This window comes from Pinirhizobacter soli (genome assembly GCF_015905305.1).
In the GTDB taxonomy this organism is placed as follows: Bacteria; Pseudomonadota; Gammaproteobacteria; order Xanthomonadales; family Rhodanobacteraceae; genus Pinirhizobacter; species Pinirhizobacter soli.
On record NZ_JADZLQ010000002.1, the window covers coordinates 359,955 to 379,177 of the forward strand.

The 19,223-nt window shown below is 64.1% G+C and carries 11 protein-coding genes; 3 read left to right on the forward strand and 8 right to left on the reverse strand.

The features are described from left to right. Positions 1-77: 77 nt before the first annotated feature. On the reverse strand, positions 78-2,630 hold the full coding sequence (locus NDK18_RS11500) for an MGH1-like glycoside hydrolase domain-containing protein (protein WP_250627855.1): 2,553 nt from the start codon (positions 2,628-2,630) through the stop codon (positions 78-80). 222 nt (positions 2,631-2,852) lie between these two features. Between NDK18_RS11500 and NDK18_RS11505 the strand changes: the two genes are divergently transcribed. Then, the gene (locus NDK18_RS11505) at positions 2,853-5,888 is read left to right on the forward strand and encodes a diguanylate cyclase domain-containing protein (protein WP_250623673.1); all 3,036 of its coding nucleotides are present in this window, start codon (positions 2,853-2,855) and stop codon (positions 5,886-5,888) included. Here the strand turns inward: NDK18_RS11505 and NDK18_RS11510 are convergent. Then, positions 5,885-6,457: a hypothetical protein gene (locus NDK18_RS11510; RefSeq protein WP_250627856.1), complete on the reverse strand. Its 573-nt coding sequence runs from the start codon at positions 6,455-6,457 to the stop codon at positions 5,885-5,887. The two genes, NDK18_RS11505 and NDK18_RS11510, sit on opposite strands and share 4 nt — an antisense overlap. Between NDK18_RS11510 and NDK18_RS11515 the strand changes: the two genes are divergently transcribed. Beyond that, positions 6,423-9,122 carry an alpha-L-rhamnosidase gene (locus tag NDK18_RS11515; protein WP_250627857.1) on the forward strand — a complete coding sequence of 900 codons (2,700 nt, stop codon included), beginning with the start codon at positions 6,423-6,425 and terminating at the stop codon, positions 9,120-9,122. The genes NDK18_RS11510 and NDK18_RS11515 overlap by 35 nt on opposite strands. Here NDK18_RS11515 and NDK18_RS11520 read toward each other — a convergent pair. The 6 genes from NDK18_RS11520 to NDK18_RS11545 all read right to left on the reverse strand — a co-directional run bounded on the left by NDK18_RS11520 (position 9,119) and on the right by NDK18_RS11545 (position 15,691). Then, the gene (locus tag NDK18_RS11520; RefSeq protein WP_250623676.1) at positions 9,119-9,301 is read right to left on the reverse strand and encodes a hypothetical protein; all 183 of its coding nucleotides are present in this window, start codon (positions 9,299-9,301) and stop codon (positions 9,119-9,121) included. The genes NDK18_RS11515 and NDK18_RS11520 overlap by 4 nt on opposite strands. 242 nt (positions 9,302-9,543) lie before the next feature. After that, positions 9,544-10,401, reverse strand: a complete 858-nt coding sequence (locus tag NDK18_RS11525) for a class I SAM-dependent methyltransferase (RefSeq protein ID WP_250627858.1) — start codon at positions 10,399-10,401, stop codon at positions 9,544-9,546. After that, the gene (locus tag NDK18_RS11530; protein WP_250627859.1) at positions 10,398-11,279 is read right to left on the reverse strand and encodes an aldo/keto reductase family oxidoreductase; all 882 of its coding nucleotides are present in this window, start codon (positions 11,277-11,279) and stop codon (positions 10,398-10,400) included. The genes NDK18_RS11525 and NDK18_RS11530 overlap by 4 nt, the downstream gene beginning before the upstream one ends. Positions 11,280-11,376: 97 nt before the next feature. Further along, entirely contained in the window at positions 11,377-12,621 is a 1,245-nt protein-coding gene (locus tag NDK18_RS11535; RefSeq protein ID WP_250627860.1) for an arsenic transporter, read from the reverse strand. 4 nt (positions 12,622-12,625) lie between these two features. Then, on the reverse strand, positions 12,626-13,579 hold the full coding sequence (pip, locus tag NDK18_RS11540; protein ID WP_250623680.1) for a prolyl aminopeptidase: 954 nt from the start codon (positions 13,577-13,579) through the stop codon (positions 12,626-12,628). Positions 13,580-13,642: 63 nt separating this feature from the next. After that, entirely contained in the window at positions 13,643-15,691 is a 2,049-nt protein-coding gene (locus NDK18_RS11545) for a glucosidase family protein (RefSeq protein ID WP_250627861.1), read from the reverse strand. Positions 15,692-16,144: 453 nt separating this feature from the next. On the opposite strand from NDK18_RS11545, the gene NDK18_RS11550 reads away from it, so the two are divergent. Then, complete coding sequence (locus tag NDK18_RS11550; protein ID WP_250623682.1) at positions 16,145-19,174, forward strand: TonB-dependent receptor; 3,030 nt, start codon at positions 16,145-16,147, stop codon at positions 19,172-19,174. The last annotated feature ends 49 nt before the right edge of the window (positions 19,175-19,223 follow it).

A 19,223-nucleotide genomic window follows, 5' to 3' on the forward strand; every position in this document is an offset into this window, starting at 1 on the left:
GCCGCCGACACACGCAGCCCAGTTTACCCGTGGCCGGGAAAAACACTGCCAGAATTCACCCCCTTAAGGCTCGTCCGCTACCCGTCAGGGACGAGGCGAACGACCAGACTGACGTGGCGGTAGCCGGACCGGCCCGACGGCTTCGGCGTGATGTCGAAGCTGTCAGCAGTCACGCGGCGCACCTGGGCCCCATCAGTCGTCGGAATTATGCCCGGGGCGCGTATACGAATCGTGGAGGCGGTCGAATCGGTGACATCGGCCTCGATGGTGAGGACGGACGATGCCAGGTGGACCCGGGTGACCTTCGCGCCATGACTTGAATCGCCTGGAACCAGGACCGCGCGAGGCACCCCGATGTCGACGCCGCCCTCGAACTTAAGGTCCACGCGGGTGGCGCCCTTCGCGGCGTCGACGCTCAGTGAGGCATGGGCATCGATGCCATGGTCCGCCACCGTGGCCTGGACGGCCTTGCCGTCCACCGTCGCGCCGACGAGGTGTGCGCCGAGAGGAAGCTGGGGTGAGAAGGCGATGCGCACCGGCGAGCCGGTATTGTCGATGTCGAAGGCAAAGCCCTTGGCCGTCCGGGACATGTGGATACCGAGCTTGCCACCCGGGACGGGAATATTGTCCGCTCCAACGTAGTCCCATGCCGCTGGCAGGTGCGGGGAAAAACTTACCGACTGGCCAGCGGGGAAAGAGAGGCCGAGCAGGCCATCCACCGCCATCGTCAGCACACCCGACGACGACCACGTCTGCTCGGGCACGGACTCCACCTGTTGATGCCAGATGTCGCCCGCCGCCACTTCATGGATGTGTCCCGGGGAATCGAGCCGGTTCCAGGCCACCAGGGCATCGAACATGGCCGATGCCGTCCACGGGCGATGGGACGCCCAGTAGGCCGTGGCTACGTGCGCCGTGTGGATGGCCCAGACGCTGCCATTGGCATAGGAATTGGGATCGGCACCAGGCGTGGACTGCGGGATGTTGCGCATGCCCCAGTCGGTCTGGAAATCGGCCGTCGCCAGTTGGTCCAGGATCGCGTTTTCCTGTTCGGGGGAAAGCACGTGCAGGTCGATCAACGACATCGCGCCGGATCCGCGCGCATGCACAGGCTTACCTGCAGGCGTGTAGGCGTCGATCCAGGCCCCGCCCACCCAATAGCGCTTGAGTACCCCCGCGCGCGCCTGTTCGGCAGCGGCGGCGGCGCGGGTGGCGTCATCGGCATGGCCGGTCACCGAGGCAAGGTGTGCGAAGGCCCCGGCGGCTTGCTGCCAGGCGATGGAGAGGGAGAGCTCGTCGCCAAGTTTGTCTTGTTCGTTGTGGCCTTCCTTGCCGGCCGGAATCCGGGGATACCCGCCGCTGCCAACCAGGCTTGCGCCGTAGGCATAGGCCTGAGCGAGCGCATCGTAATGCTCGCTGGCAAAGCCCGTGTCGCCGGAGGCACGCACATAGCGATCCACGGCGGAAAGGAACTGATAGGTGATGTCCACGTGCACGAACATGTACGGGTAGCGGCTCCAGTCGATCAGGCCCGCGCTCTGGCTCATCTCGTGCCAGATCATTCCGGTTTTCTCATCGCGGTGCTTGAGGATGAACTGAAGTTCCTCCCGCGCCCGGGCGTAGCGTCCGGTGGCAATCATCGCGTCGTTGGCGATCAGTCCGTCGCCGGCGAAATACCATTCGTATTGCGCGCGCCGTGCCTCACGCGACGGCCCGAATCCCGCCACGAACCCGCAGCCGAGCTGAGGATTGCAAGCCCAGGCCTGGTCGAGCGCGATAGCTGCCCACGACAGCATGCTGTTGACCTCATCATCGGGGGTGGTGATACGGATGCCCCCGTCGATCACCTCGGCCACGTGCTTGTGTTGCGCAGCTTCCGCGGCAGGCAATGACGACAACAGCGATCGCAGGGCCAAACCCGCATCGGCATTGCCCGACTCAAGCATGCCGAAGGCCAGCCGTGCATCGTGGCCATCCTTGCCGCCGGCCTTGAGCGACACGCGCAGTTGGCGTCCGCTGTTCGATTCCAGCGCATTGTTCGACGGCGTGTCGTGCGCGTCGATATCCAGCGAACCGACGAAAGCCCCATAGCGCATGGAAGGCTCGAACAGCACATACGCCGAGCTCTTCTCATCCCACTTCACTGATTGCCCGCCGATCCCGCCTGGCCACATGAGATCAAGCACGGGATTGAAGCTCACCACGATGTCCAACGGATGCGGGCTTTGCACGCTATAGGTGACTACGGCGGCGGCCGCATCGCGAGGCACGAACAATTTTTCGCGGACGACATAATCCGTAGCAACATACGTACGGGTGATGCCGTTAGGCGCGTAGTCGATCCCGCGCAGCAGGTTGGCGCCGTCCACCAGGCTCACCGAACCTTCGTGGCGAAAACTCACCTGCAATCCGCCGACGATCTGGAAGGGGAAGGCAAACACTTCCAGGCCCCCGCCGTTCAGGCCCTGGATCAGGGCGCGCTGGCCGTGCACGGCCAGGAATCGTTCGTGGCCGGTGGCGTCACTGTGGATGGCAAGGCGGGCCGCCGGGTCATCCTGCGCCAGGGCAGTCACCGACACGAGGGCAAGTGCCAGGCACCCGTTCCGGAAGAAGCGATTACCCAAAGCCATGCCTATTCCCCTACGATTGCCATCCCCATCTATAATAGAATGAGCAAGTTACGCAAGACTCTCAAACGAGATACTGCAAGATCTTGTGAACTCGGGCATGCTCCGCGCATGCGCGCACGCCATTGGGGAGACCCGCGTTGCGCCAAACAGGGGACAGCCGGCGCATCCGGCTTCATACAGCCAGATGAGATTTAAGACCGGATGGTGAAGCGGTGGGGCGTTGTGTTGGCGACGATGGGCCTGTGCATGGCGGCCCTGGTGCCGCCAGCGGCATGGGCCGAACAATCGATTGCGCGCAGTTGGGGACGTTGGCACGACGCCGATTTCGAACACCTGACCGTCGAGCGTGGCCTGCCCCATCCCACCACCACGGCGCTGGCCCAGAACGCGCGCGGGTTGGTCTGGATCGGTACCGTGGGCGGACTTGCCCGGTACGACGGCTACCGCACGCAGGTGTTTCGCCAGGACGACGACAGCCCCGACAGCCTGCCCGACAACTACGTGCGCAACCTGCTGCCATTGTCCGATGGCGGCCTGCTGATAGGCACCAATAGCGGCGGTCTTGCGCGCTTCGATCCGGCCACCAACCGGTTCTTGCGCTATGACAGCTCATCTGCCACCGGCACCGGCGCGCGCATCTTCGGCATGGCGCCGGACCATGACGGTGGCTTCTGGATCGCCTCGCAGGACGGCCTTTCGCACCTGCATGCGGACCTCACCACGCTCGAGCAGGCACCGCCGGAGCTGAACGCGCAGCTCAAGGCAGACGCCAAGACGTTCTCGGTGCTTGAAGACAGCCGAGGCAATGTCTGGCTCGGCACCAACAGCGGCCTGTTCGTGCGGCGCGCCGGCCAGGTAGCCTTCGGCCGCTTCATCGCCAGCAACGACACCGGCGCTGCCACGCTCGCCAACGATATCTGGGCCATCGACGAAGACCGCACCGGCCGGATCTGGTTCGGCAGCGGTTCGCAAGGCGTGGTGTACCTCGATGCCAAGGGCGAGATCCACGCGCCGGAAGCCTTGTCGGCCGAGAGTGAACAGATCCAGCGCCGCACCGTGCGCGCCATCGTGGAGTTGCCCGACGGTCGCATCTGGGTGGCCACTGACGGCGCCGGCATCGCCTCCTTCAACCCCGACACCGGGGAAGCGATCGATATCCGTCACAACCGCGCCGAGCCCGCATCGATCGGGGGCAACATCGTGCGCGCCATGCTGGTGGACCGCACCGGTGGCATCTGGGCCGCGACCGAATCGGGCGCGTCACGCCACGACACCCGTGCACCAAGCGTCTATACGCTGGACGGCAGCGTGATCCTTCCCGGCAGCAGCATGGACGCGGACGAGAACGTCCGCAGCCTGTTCACCGACAACGCCGGCACGGTGTGGCTGGGCTTCAACCAGGGGCGCGTGGTTGGCGTGGACCCGGCCACCGGCCGAATCCGCAACACCACGCTTGGCGGTGGGCAGGCAGGACAGGACGTCAAAGCCATCGCCGGCCTGCCCGATGGACGGCTGGTGCTTGGAGCCCGCGGGCTGGTGACGATGGACCCGGCGACGCTCAAAGCCACCCCGTACCACGTGCCCGAACTCGATACCCGCCCGATCCTGTCCCTGTGTCCCTGCCAGGGCGGGTTGCTGGTGGGTACGTATGACGGGCTTTACCGCTTGCGCGATGGCCACCCGGCACAACTGTTCCGGCATGACGCCAAGGACCCGCGCAGCCTGGCCGATAACCAGGTGCGCAACCTGGTGCCGATGGCCGACGGCAGCGTGTGGGCCGCCACCACCAACGGCATCAGCATCCTGCGCAGGGATGCGTCGGCCTTCGAGAACGTTCAGAACATGGCGGCCGACGACGCCAGCCTGCCGCAGGACTACGTCGGCTCCATCGTCACGGCCAACCATCGCGTCTGGATCGGCACTTACGGCGGCATCGGCGTCGCCCAGTTGATCGAAAACCAGGCCCCGCATGGTTTCTCCGCGATCACCCAGAAGGACGGGCTGGGCAGCGACAACGTCTCGTCCTTGCTGGCCGACCGCCGAGGCCGAATCTGGGCTGCCACGGCCAATGGCCTGACAGTGTATGACCCGGCCACCAAACAGGCGCAGGCGCTGGGACTTCGCGATGGCTACCGCACGCGATTCTTCAACCACCGCACTGCGGGACTGGGTCCGGCAGGCGAACTGTTGTTCGGCGGCATCGGTGGCCTCACGGTGGTGGACGCCGACGCCGACTCGCGCCACCAGAGCGGAGGCGTGCAGGCACCATTGACCATCACCTCGCTGATCGTCAACGAACACGAACGCCCCTTTGCCACGCTGCCGCGCAATGGCTCAGCCCTGGCGCTGGACGCCGATACGCGAACGATGCGGGCCGGCTTTGCCCTGCTCGACTTCGCTGCAACCGGCGACATGCGCTACAGCTACCGCCTGGAAGGTTTCGAGGACGGCTGGATCCCGGTTGAACCGGGTGTACCGCCAACGGCGGTCTATACCAACCTACCCGGCGGCCACTACACGCTGCACTTGCGCGTGGCCATCACCGGCCTGCACTCGCAGGTGATCGAATCGACCGTACCGATCAATGTGGAACCGCGTGGCTTCGAACGATGGCGGTGGCGGATAGCAGCCATCGTGGCGATGCTGCTGCTGTTCTGGCTGGCCTTGCGCGTGCGCACGCGCTTCCTGCGCGGCCGTGCCCGACATCTGGCTGCACTGGTGGAAACCCGCACGGCAGACCTGCAGGCCGCCAACGACCGCCTGGACCACTTGGCCAACGTGGATGAGCTCACCGGCCTTGCCAACCGCCGCGCGATCATGCGCGCGCTTGAAGATGCCTGCGCGCGCAGCCACCAGGACGGCTCGCCCGTGTCGCTGCTGATGCTCGACCTCGACCGCTTCAAGGCCCTGAACGATCGCCACGGCCATCAGGCCGGCGACGAGGTGCTCCGTCGCGTTGCCGATGCGGTAACCGCCATCTGCCGTGACGGCGACCGGGTGGGCCGTTACGGCGGCGAGGAAATCATGGTGGTGCTGGCTCAGACCGATGGCGCGGCGGCGCAAAGCATGGCCGAGCGCTGCCGCGTGGTCGTCGAACAGCTCGATATTCCCTATGGCGACCGCCACCTGCGGCTTACCACCAGCGCCGGCGTCGCGACGCTCACTGAAGGCGAAGCCGCCGCCGCGCTCATTTCCCGCGCGGACGAGGCGATGTACCGCGCCAAGCGCGCGGGACGCAACCGGGTGATCGTGGGTTAGAGAGTTTTGCTGTCGGTCGGATCGGTAGCGACCTGGGAAGCGCGCGCATTCGCCTCCCACGGTTTGTGACAGTTGTAGATCAGGAATCCCCCGACCACCGTGCCCACGGGAAAAAGAAAGAGATAGAAAATCCCGGCTACCAGCGATAGCACGCGTGATGAGTCGGTGGCGTGCGACGAACCGATCGCCAGATAGATATGCCCGGCACAAATCGCCGCAAGAACAAGCAATATCTGGACCCACTGCTCCGTGGGTCGATGCGTCTGCCCGAACAACAGCTCGTACGCATTGAACACCAGGAAAATCGCCACGAACGCGGCCATCATGCGGTGGACTGTCCAAACGTAGCGGTAATTCTTCGTTACCGGCACGATTTTCCCCCTGAGAATAAGCGTCGCCCCCGGCAACCCGGCCAAGCATACGCCGACACCTACGTCAGGCAAGGGGTTAGCTGGAAGTCGTTGACGCATCGGGCCAATGCCATGATTGTAGGGAGTTCCGGTTCCTGGATGTTCCCGCATGAAATCACCGACGATGCGAATTTCGTTCCTCCTGCTGGTGATGGCCACGGCGATCGCGTTGGTCGGCTGCGTGCGCCCGGCATCGACGCAGGGCGACCTCACGGTTACCTCGTTGCGAACGAACGATCTGGACAATCCTCTTGCCGTGCCGACATCCAGGCTGCTGTTCAGCTGGAAGACCACCGCCACTGGTCGGGCAGTGACACAAACAGGCTGGCAGATCCGCATGGCACGCGATGCCGGCGCCCTGGTATCCGCGCCGGCCTGGGATTCCGGGTGGGTCACCTCCAGCGAACAAGTGATGGTGCCTTATGCGGGACCGTCCCTTGACGATGCGGCGTCCTACGCCTGGCAGGTACGCATACGCGATAACAAGGGACGCATTTCTGCGTGGAGCCAGCCTGCTTCATTCGAAACTGACCTGGGCTCCATCCGTTGGCAGGCCAGCTGGATCGGCGCTGCAGCGCCCAAGGCCGACAGTGCCATTTTCCGTAGAGGCTTCGATCTGCCGGCCAGGCCCGTGCGTGCACGCTTGTATGTGACGGCACTGGGTGTCTATCGCATGTTCCTTAACGGTGAGCGCACCGATGCCGATTATCTCGCACCTGGCTGGACCGACTACAACAAACGCATCCAGTACCAGACCTACGACGTAACGAGCCTGGTACACGAAGGCCGCAACGTGCTGGCGGCGATGCTGGGTCCGGGTTGGTACGCCGGTAACATCGCCAGCTTCGGCCCGCACAAATACGGCGTTTCCCCGCTGCTGTCGGCCCGGCTGCGGCTGGACTTTGCCGATGGAAAGTCGTCCTGGGTGGATACCGACGGTACCTGGTTGACCGCGCCGGGTCCCTTCCGCCAGGCCGACATCATCATGGGCGAGACCTATGACGCTGCGGGATTGCCTGCGCACTGGAACCTTGCCGACGCTCCGTCCGATGGCTGGCAAGCGGTACGAGTCGCCAACCGGGAAGGCCGGGACGATTTGCTCCATGCACAGTCCGATGAGCCCGTGCGCGTCACCGCTGAGCGGGCAGTCAAACTGCTCGCCCGCCAGCCAACGCCCGGTGCATTGATCTACGACCTGGGCCAGAACATGGTGGGCGTGGTGCGTCTGCAGGTAAACGCGCGTGCCGGCCAGGACATCCGCCTGCGCTATGGCGAGGTGCTGAACCCCGACGGTTCGCTCTATACGGCGAACCTTCGCACGGCCAGGGCCACCGACCATTACCTTCCCGCCGTCGACGGCTATCAGACGTACACGCCAACCTTCACCTACCACGGCTTTCGCTATGTAGAAATCACCGGACTCACCTCAGCGACGGACGTCACATCGCTGACCGGCCTGGTGGTGGGCAGCGACCTGCGGCGCACCGGCACATTCGAAGTGGGCCATGCGATGCTCACGCAACTGCAAAGCAACATCACCTGGGGTGCGCGCGGGAACTTTGTCTCCATACCCACCGACACTCCGGCGCGTGATGAGCGCCTGGGCTGGGCCGGCGATATCAACGTGTTCGCGCCCACGGCAAGCTTCAACCAGGACACGCTCAATTTCCTATCGAAGTGGCTTCGCGACCTGCGCGATGCGCAAACCCCTGACGATAACTACCCCGGCGTCGCACCCAATCCACCGAACATCGAAAGCGGCAGCGGCTGGTCCGATGCCGGCATCACCGTGCCCTACACGCTATGGATGGCTTACGGTGACAAACGCGTGATCAACGACGGCTACGAATCGATGAAGCGATTCATGGCGCGCATCGAGGCCATGGCAGGACCGGAAGGGCGGCGCGTGCACGGCCCGTGGGGCGACTGGCTGCACCTGGACGACCCGACACCACCGGACCTTCTCGGCACGGCCTACCTTGCCTACGATGCGCAGCTGATGACCCGGATGGCCTCGGCCATCGGCCGCAACGACGATGCCGCCTACTACGCCGCACTGGTCAATCGGCTGCGTGGCCTCTTCAAGCAGCATTACCTGCACGATGACGGCACGCTCGGCAGCAACAGCCAGACAGGCTACGCCATGGCCATCGGCATGGGGCTGGTCGAGCCGTCGGCAGCCGGCGATGCACTGGCGCGGGCCGTGGCCGCACGCCACGATCACCTATCGACAGGTTTCCTCGGCACGCCCTGGCTGTTGCCGGCACTCTCGGCCAGCGGCCACGACGACCTGGCCTATCGCCTGCTGCTCAACCGCGACTACCCCTCTTGGGGTTACGAGGTAGCCAACGGCGCCACCACGATGTGGGAGCGCTGGAATTCCCTCAAGCCCGACGGCACGTTCGGCGACGTGTCGATGAATTCATTCAACCACTACGCCTACGGCGCCGTGGGCGACTGGATGTATCGCAACATCGCCGGCATTGCGCCCGCAGCACCGGGTTATCGCAGCATCACTATTGCGCCTCGCATCGGCGGTGGTCTTGCCTCCGGCGGAGGCAAGCTTGATTCGCCGTATGGCGACATCGTCACCTCCTGGCATGTGGATGCAGGGATATTGGAGCTGGATGTCACGGTTCCCGTGAACACCACCGCGAATGTGGTCATTCCCTCGTCCGATGCATCGAAGGTGACCGAGGGCGGCAAAGCGCTTGACGCGATCGACGGCGCGGGTGCCGTCACCCACGACGGCCACGGCACCCATGTCACGATCGGATCCGGAAGATACATGTTCCGTGCACCGTATACCGCACCGGCGCCTTAGTCGTCCGTATACCAGTGGCGGAGCAATGCTCCGGATGAAGCGTCGCGCCGCCACACGCAATGCAGGCCACTGCGACGCAGTCCATCACTGCGCGAACCCCGGCTTGCCGGCACGGTGATACGGATGGCGGCAGGCGCTGCAGCGGCGAATGCCACCAGGGAAAGGAAGATCTTGAACATGGCTCACCTCCAGGCCGCGGCCCAGGGGCGAGCGGGTTATGCGCGAGGCGACCCGCCCGCGCCTTGCGCGCGGACATTCACTTGAAGGGCGATCGCGAACGAAAAGTTCGTGACCGCCTGTCGACTCGGATAACTATCCATGGGTTCCACTTGGGAGTAAGGCCGGCCAGTTGGACGGCGTGAGAATCGTAAGCCTGCTACGCAGGCAGGGTCAACCAAAAAAGGCGTAAAAAAATGCAGGGCTAAGGCTCCACGGCGATTGTGCCGACCACCAGGGTAAAGCTCTGCAGGAAATGAAAATCCGGTCGACGAAGCGCGAAGTCTGGATGGAGCGGATCGCATAGGCGCATCAGCTCTTCATAGTCGGTCTTTGCCAGATAAGGCTCCAACCGGGACCCCCAGGTGTCCCGGAAGATCGTTTCCGCCAGGTAGGCTTCATCCTCTGCTCGCAAGGGCGCTACCCGTTCGATCATGAAGGTGCGCGCGCTCACATCGCGCAATCCGGCTTTGCGCAAGAGGCCCACGATGGCGCGAACATCCGTCAGGTCCCGTTCGTCGAGCTGGTATCGATCACGGTAATACTGGCGTACCGCCTCGTTGACCAGGCGCTCGAGCCTTGAGTCCCAGGCAAAATACATGTCCGGCAGCAGCGAACTCTGGCCCAGCGCGATGCGGCCACCCGGGCGAAGCAGCAAACCTAAGGCATCGATACCCGCCGTCGGAGAGCGCAGGTGATTGATGACGTTGACCGACCAGGCCAGGTCGAAGCTTGCAGGCACCAGTGGCGCCTCCAGCATGTTCGCCTGCAGTACCAGCGCCACGTCTTCTGGAGTAACGCTGCGAGCCGCCCGGACATGGGATGTCGCCAGGTCCATGCCGATGACTGCTCCTCCGGGTGCCACCTCGGCGGCAAGCCATGCCAGTGCTTCACCCGTGCCGCAGCCAGCGTCCAGGACCCGCATGCCCGGTTTCAGCGCCAGGCTCGCGATGGCCTGGCGAAGCTCAGGTGCAGCGAAGGCGTTGAAGAGCTTCAGCTTCCTGCTGTAGTCGCGGGTCGAGGTATCACCAAGTAATCCCGAAGGCGTGGCCGGACTATTCATGGGCCGCTTGCGGGCTGAAAGATGTCTTCCAGCTCGGCCAGGACATCGTCAGCAAGCACCAACTCGGCGGCCGCGAGGTTTTCCTTCAGGTGCCCGGACGACGATGTACCGGGAATCAGAAGGATATTGGGCGCGCGCGCAAGCAGCCATGCAAGGGCGACCTGCATGACAGTGGCGTCGAGCCTTTGTGCGACGGCGGACAAGGTTCCGGACTGCAGCGGGGTAAAACCGCCGAGCGGGAAGAAGGGAACATAAGCAATGCCCTTCTGGCCAAGCTCGTCGATGAGGGCGTCATCGTGGCGATGCACAAGGTTGTAGTGGTTCTGCACGCAGACCACGTCGGCGATGCGCTGCGCCTGTGCCACCTGCGCTGAGGTTGCGTTGCTGAGGCCAAGGTGGCGAATCAATCCCTGCCTCTGAAGCTCTGCCAGGGCCGTGAACTGCGGCTCGATTGATCCTTCGCTCGGCTTTTGCACATCTCCCATGATGCGCAGATTGACGACATCGAGCACATCCAGGCCGAGGTTGCGCAGATTGTCATGCACCGCGCTCGTGAGTTCAGCGGGGCTTTGCGCTGGGTTCCATGACGCATCGGCACCGCGCACCACACCAACCTTGGTCACGATCACCAGGTTCTGCGCGTAGGGATGTAGTGCTTCGTAGATCAGCTGGTTGGTGACGTGAGGGCCGTAAAAGTCGCTGGTGTCGATGTGATCCACGCCAGAGGCCACCGCCTCCCGAAGCACCGCAAGCGCTGCATTGCGGTCTCTCGGCGGCCCGAATACATGGGGGCCTGCCAACTGCATGGCGCCGTAGCCCAGTCGGGTCACGTTACGGTCGCCCAGCGGGAAAGTACCCGATTGCTTAAGGTTGGTCATGAAGCCTCCAGGAAAAGTGCCAGCGGAATGTTGCCAGCACTAGATCGAGGTCGCCAGTGCACGAACCGCGCTCATGCCCCGGCGGCGCCATGCCGCTTCACACCAACAGCAGCGCCCCTACTGAAAGCACCAGCGCCGGCAGCATCACCACGACGCCCACTTTCAGGAACGCAAAGAAACCGACGTCCGCACCTTCACGACGGATGGCATTGAGCCAGAGGATGGTGGCAAGCGAACCTGTGATGGACAGATTCGGGCCCAGGTCCACGCCTACCAGCGTCGCGTTCACCACGTTCTGCGATACCTGCGCCTTGGCCAGGGTGGCGCTGGCGACCAGCCCCACCGGCAGATTATTGGCAAGATTGCTTGCCAGCGCCGTGGCCCCGGCGGCGAACCAGGCCGCCGCTGCATCCCCGTGAGCGGCAACGTCATGGATGGCCCGGGCCAGCGCATCGATCACGCCGGTATGGACGAGTGTTTCCACCAGCACGAACAACCCCGCCACCAGGGGCAATACGCTCCAGGACATCTGGCCCATCATGGCAACGGGGCTCTCGCGTTTGCGCAGGCAAACCATCGAAGCCACCAGCACACCCATCGCGGCGGTGGGCAGTCCCAACGCGCCATCGCAGGCAGACACCACCATCAGCACGATGGCGGTAGCCACGGTACCCGCCAGCGCCAGCCTGCCGTTGCCCGACAACCGGGGAACGTCGACCTTCGCCTCGCAGACGCCGACCAGCTTCGAACGCTGCGTGGCGTAAAGGCATACGAAGGTCACCACGATCGACACCACCGAGGCCACGCCGAAGCTCTTCAGCCATGTCCACAACGGCGGCACGTGACTGCCATAAAGCACGATGTTGGCAGGGTTGGAAATCGGCAGGATAAAACTGGCGGCGTTGGCGATGAAGGCGCAGATAAACAGAAGCGGCAGCGGCGCGGCGCCTGCACGCCGCGCCACGGCGAACACCGCGGGCGTAAGCACCACCGCCGTAGCATCGTTGGACAGGAACGTGGTGGTCACCACGCCTGCCAGGTACACCAGGACGAACAATCGCCGCGGCGACCCCCGCGCGTGGTTCACCGCGAATGCCGCGATCCAGTCGAACAATCCTTCGCGCCGACCCACTTCTGACAGCAACATCATGCCCGTCAGGAAAAGATAGACGTCCATGCCCTTCATCACTGCCGTGCCACCGGCGGCCAGCGGGATCAGGCCGAGCGCCAGCACCAGCACGGCGCCACCCACCGCCCATACGGCTTCAGGCCACTTGAACGGACGGATGATCACACCGGCCGTGGCCAGGGCCACGATGGTCCACGCCAGCAGCGACGACATCCGGTTAGGCCAGGCGCCCGGCTAACGCGTCGGTGGCTTCCACCAGCGCATCGACGATGGCCGGGTCGCCCGCACTATGCCCTGCCAGCACCACGCGCAAGCTTGCCTCGGGCCAGGCCTTCGACAGGTCGTATGCGCTCTTCATCGGACAGATGATGTCGTAGCGGCCCTGCACGATGGTGGCGGGGATCTGGCGGATGCGATCGATGTCGCGCAGTAGCTGGCCCGGTTCCAGGAACAACTGGTGGCGGAAATAGTGCGCCTCGGCACGGGCCACGCTCAACGACACAAACGGTTCTTCGAAGTGACCGGCTTCTTCCGGATCGTGCACAAGCGTGGTGCTGCCGCCTTCCCAGTAGCCCCATGCCTTCGCCGCGGCCAAGCGTACCGATTCATCGTCGCTGTCCAGGCGTCGCCAGTACGCATCGATCATGTTGCCGCGCTCGGCCTCGGGGATATGCGCCAGGTAGGTTTCCCAGCGCTCGGGGAAAATCCAATGCGCGCCGCCGTCGAGCTCGTTGAACCAGCGCACTTCGCCGGGACGGCCCAGAAAGATGCCGCGCAGCACCAGGCCCAGCACGCGATCGGGATGGGCCTGCGCATAGGCCAGTGACAGCGTCGAACCCCACGAGCCGCCAAATACCGCCCAGCGGGAAATACCAAGATGCCCACGGATCGCTTCCATGTCGGCGACCAGATGGGCGGTGGTGTTGCCCTGCATCTCCGCATGGGGCGTGGACTTCCCTGCCCCGCGCTGGTCGAACAACACGATGTGGTAACGCGCCGGGTCGAAGTAGCGGCGGTGGTTGGGCGATACGCCTGCCCCGGGGCCTCCATGCACGAACAACACCGGCAGGCCGTCGGGGTTGCCGCACTCCTCCACATGCAATTCGTGGATGTCGTCGGCGCGCAGCCTGAACGTGCGATACGGTTCGATCTCTGGATACAGTTCGCGCACGGGAATCCTACCTTGGGTACTGCGCGAGCATAGCGACGCCATGCATCGGCGGGAAGGGCAAGCTCAACCCGGGCAAGCCACCTTAGGTTCGGGCGCGGGCCTGGGGATGGCAAGGAATACCGTGCTCCATAGCTGGGCGGCGTTGGACTCATCGGCATCCGCGCCGCTGGCACCGAAGGCGGCAACCTGGTACTTGCCCTGCGCATGTCGCCAGGACCAAAGTTCCGAGCTTTGCACGCTCGCCGTGGCGTCGATGGCCTTCCACAGGCAGGTTTGCGCGGCGCGCAGATGGCTGCGCGTAGTGGCGGGAATATCGTGGCGCTCGAGCTGGCGTGCCAAGCCCGCCGCCGTCAGTGCCTGCTGCCACGACCAGATCACCGTGCCGTGGTAGGCGCCGGAGCCGAAGCGCGACTGCACATCGCCCTCGGCGAAGGCGGGGTTGGCTACCAGCATGCCCACCGGCGTCATCAGGCCCGCGGGGAACGGCCGGTTGATCACCGCCGCCATGGTATCGAGCTGATCGCCTGAGGGCTTGCCGAACAAAAGCGCAAAGCCTTCGTCGCTGTTCTGCACGGCGATCGGGTTACCCTGCGCATCCAGCGACAAAGCGTGGAAGGTGATGCCCTTCGCATCCACCGCGGCCAATGCCGCGGTCGCCGGCACCTTCACCGTGTTGGCATAGGCTTCGATCGCCTTCCTGGCCGCATCGGCATCGATGTGGGTGACGAACAGCGGCGCGGCCTTCATCTGCCACACCTGGGCCATCGAGGCCAGGCTCGATAGCACGGCCTTGTCTTCCGGCTTGATGTAGGGAGCGAGCAGCCCGCTTCGATACAGCTCGCTGGCCGAGGCCAGGGCTTCGGGTACCAGGATCGCATTCACATCGTAGGGATAGCGGCCACCGCCAAGCCCGTCGTTGCTGTCACGCCATTCGCCCACCGGAACGCCGGGCTTCAAGCTCACCAGATTCGTTTTGACCGGCGACTTCGCGAACGCCTGGGCCTGCGCGGCAATGAAGCGGATGTTGCGCATCACCGCGTCGCCCGCCCGCTCGCTGCCCACGGTGCCGGCAAGGAACGCCTTCGCGCGGGGCCGGCCGCGCGCATCGTCCAGCAACCATGCACGCGCCACCGGCACGAACAGGTAATCGCTGTCGATCATCTTGTAGTCGTACACGGGGGAACTGGCTGCGTTATCGCCCTGCTTGCGATGGTCGATGATGGCGAATTCGCCGATATCTTCCTCGTGTGCCACTTCGCCCTGGGGTGACAGTCGCTCAAGCACTGAGCGCAGACCCGTTTCCACCGCCGCCGGCTGCAGCGCCGGCATCAACAGCCGCACCGACATCAATGTGTCGCGGCCGAAATAGGTGTCGAAGCGCCAGGAACCTGCGAGGTATTTTTCCTTGTAGCTCAAATATTCAAGCGCCGCACGCGCACCCGCATCGGGCAACGAGCGATCGTTGAGCAGTGCATTGCCGGACACGGGAGTCAGCGGCGTCTCGCCAGTCAAGGCAGTAAATGCCAGCGTGACCACGCCATCGGGGCCGGGAGTAAAGGAACCGTTGCCAAGCGTGCCGTGCACGACCTTTACCACCAGGGAATAACCCGGGGCGCCGTCCAGCCGATCGCGCGACCAGGTGATCGAATCGCCACCCACCGTGGGCGTGGCCACCACTTCCGCCGGTTGCGTCCCCAAGCCTTGGTAGTCACGCAGCACGCGCACACTGGAGAGCACTGCCTGCTTCGGCACCAGATGATCGGCCCGGATGCTGGCCTGGAAGCTGACACCGTGCAGCGGTCGGCCCTTGGCGTCATTCATCGTCACCAGCGTGGCAGGCGCGGACATGGACCATTCCGCCGGCTTGCCCAGCGGCTTGAACCACAGGCCCACTCCGCTATTGCCCGCCGGGAAGGCCACGATCAGCCTCGGGTCGTTTCCGTTGCGCAGCACGATATGCGCGGCGACGTCCCCCTGGCGGACGAAACTGTTGAGGTTCAGGCCTTCGACCCTGGCAAAGCCGGTGTCGGCCGCGGCCAGTGATGTCCCAGCCATCCCGGCCAGCGCCAGCGCGCCCACCCACATCCAGCCCTTGCCCGCGCTCGCCATCATCCATCGCCCCGTCGCTTCGTAAGACCGCTAGTCAAGCACAAGTGGGCGAGCCAGGGCCAACCAAGCGCCCTGGCCGTCAACCGCGTGAAGCATGCCCAGGGCACCATCGGCGGCAGGTGTGTTGAATCTTGGAATCGCGGCTTACGCACAAATTGCCACGAGATGCGTCTACGGGCCGCGCAGCATGCCGATTTTCCCGCTTATTCAGATTCGCTAGCGTCACCTCGTGACAAACCCATGACGAAAATCGAAATATTCCAGTGGACGAGAGTACCCATATCTGCAAATATCCTCAAAACGCCACACAACGGGGTGCGGCGTCCACGGCGTCCAGGATGCCGTCCAAGGGGAGTCGCATTGGCCACCACACCACCAACGAGCGATCCCAAGCCCGCCTTTGTTTTCGCGCCCGTGCCTTAGCTCGCCCCCGATAACCTTCCCCTGGAAAAGCCCATGTACGCGACCACCGGATATCGCAACGCAGCTCTTCGCAAAACCCTGCTCGCCGCCGCCCTCGCCGCCTCCTTCAGCGGAGTCATCCATGCGCAGGCCACCTCGGGCCGCATCTCGGGCCAGGCACCCCTGGCCGCGAACGAAACCGTCCTGATCGAAGGCGCCAACGGCCTGACCCGCGAAGTGCCGGTCGATGCCAAGGGGCGCTACGTGGCCGACGCCCTGCCCCTGACCACGTACAAGGTGTCGCTGCGGGTTGGCGGCAATACGGTGGATTCGCGCGATAACGTCACCTTGCGCGTGGGCATCGCCACCGACGTTTCCTTCGCCAGCAGCGCGCCGTCCAATACCGGCGCACAGGATCTGTCGGCGGTCACGGTGTCGGCCAACGCGCTGCCCAAGATCGACGTCACCAGCGTCAGCTCCAGCACCATCATCACCTCGCAGGACCTGGCCAAGCTGCCGCTGGGCCGCAGTGCCGAAGCGGTCGCCCTGCTCGCCCCCGGCACCGTGCCGGGCAGCACCTATTTCAAGAACGCCCTCGGTGGCTCGGTCGTCTCGTTTGCCGGTTCCTCGGTGACCGAGAACGCGTACTACGTCAATGGCCTCAATACCACCGATCCCCTCAGCGGCTTCGGCGGTATTTCCCTGCCCTACGGCGCGATCGACCAGCAGGAAGTACTCAGTGGCGGCTATTCGGCCGCTTATGGCCGATCCGACGGCGGCGTGATCAGCCAGGTCGGCAAGAGCGGTACGAACGAGTGGCATGCCGGCGCGCAGGTGCTATGGGCGCCGGCCTTTGCACAAAGCGACGCACGCGACATCCGTTACCTGCATGGTGGCGATGAGAAAGGCACGATCTTCCAGCGCAACGCGCAGAACAAGCAGTGGGTGACCACCGTCGACGGCTACGCCGGCGGCCCGTTGATCAAGGACAAGCTGTTCATCTTCGCAGCCGTCGAAGCCCAGCGCACCGAAGGAAATACGGTGGGTTCGCGCAACAGCCCGTACGACACCCAGTACCGCTACGAAGATCCGAAAGGTTACGTAAAGCTCAACTGGAACATCAACCAGAGCAACATCCTGGAACTCACCGGCCTGTCGCAGACCCACCGCTCCACGGGGTCGAAGTACAACTACGACTACGACACGCTGTCCAACGGAGACTACGCCAGCGGCGATGAGACGCTCAAGACCAGCGCGCGGATCTGGGTGGGCAAGTTCACCAGCTACATCACCGACAACCTCACGCTGACCGCGATGTATGGCAAGTCCAAGATCAGCTACTACAACGAGCCGATCGATTCGGGCGTCACCGGACCCTTCATCGGCGGAGCCGACCAGCAAAACCCGGCGCTGACCGGCGGCCGCGTCATCACCAACGGCCAGACCCTCGACACCGTGGACAATCCCGACCACAAGTCGAGCAACCGCAACCTGCGGGTGGACCTGAACTACAAGCTCGGCGACCACTCGATCACCGCGGGCATCGATAACCAGGATTCGAAGGACATCCAAGACGGCACGACCATCGGCGGCGATGGATACGAGCTTTGGTACGCGCACGGCGACGCGAACAAGAACATCAGCGATAACCCCTACGTGGGCATGCCGGGCAACTACCCGGGCGGCCAGACCGGTTACTACGTCTACACCCGTCACTACAACACGCTGGCCACGGTGGCGGTGAAGCAGCGCGCCCAATACGTGGAGGACAACTGGCAGGTCAACGACCGCCTGCTGCTGTCACTCGGCGTGCGCAACGACCAGTTCACCAACTACAACCCGTTCGGCGTGGCATACCTTCGCCTGACCAAACCACAATGGGCGCCCCGCCTGGGCTTCAGCTGGGACGTGAACGGCGATTCCTCGTTGAAGGTGTACGGCAACGCCGGCCGTTACTTCCTTGCCATGCCTGCAAGCGTGGCGTTACGCACGGCCTCAGGCTCCCTGGCCGTGAACGAGTACTACACCTATACCGGTATCGCCGCCGATGGCACGCCCACCGGCCTCACCCCCGTCGCTTCCGCCACGGGTGGCGGCGTGTCTCCAAACGGGGAATATGGCCAGGCGCCCGATCCCAAGACGGTTTCGGCCAAGAACATCCATTCCGAATCGCAGGACGAATTCATCCTCGGCTTCGACAAGCAGTTGAACGACGCCTATGTGTGGGGCATGAAGGCGACCGTGCGGCACCTGAACAATGCGCTGGATGACGTGTGCGACAACGGCGCGATCAGCCGTGCCGCCGCAGCCCAGGGCGCGGACCTTGCCAACGTCACGATCGGCAGTTGCTACCTTTCCAATCCGGGACGCGCCAACGTCTACCAGCTCAAGTCCGCCGACGGCGGCTACACCGATGTCACCGTCACCAACAAGGATTTCGGCTTCAGCCACTTGAAGCGCAACTACTACGGACTGGACACCTACCTGTCGCACCCCTTCGACGGCACCTGGAGCGGGAAGATCGACTACCTGTATTCGCGCAGCTACGGCAATACCGAGGGCCAGGTGCGCTCGGACGTCGGCCAGGGAAGCGTATCCGCATCACGCGACTGGGATTACGAAACGCTGATGGAATATGCCAACGGGTATCTGGCCAACGATCGCAAGCACGTGCTCAAGTTCTACGGCTCCTACCAGGTGGCCGCGGAGTGGATGCTCTCGGCCAACGTCACCGTGGCCTCGGGCACGCCGCGCGAATGCCTGGGCCTGTACGGCACGGGGCAGACCGATCCCTCCGGTTATGGCAGCTACTACCATTACTGCGACGGCCAGCCGACGCGGCCGGGCGACAAGGGCCGCAATCCCTGGCAGGAGAATATCGACCTGTCGGCCGAATACCGCCCGGAGTGGGCCGGCAAGAAGCTCGCGTTCAACGCCACGATATTCAACGTGCTCAACCAGCAGCGCGCCAACCAGATCGATCCGGTGTACGGCACGACCACCACGGTGAAGGACAGCTACCAGCGCGTCATCAGCTATCAGACGCCGCGTTACTTCCGCTTTGGCGTGACGTACGACTTCTAACCGCTTTAAGTGTTTCCCCCGGCCCTTCCGCGTCCGTCCCCTGTAGGCG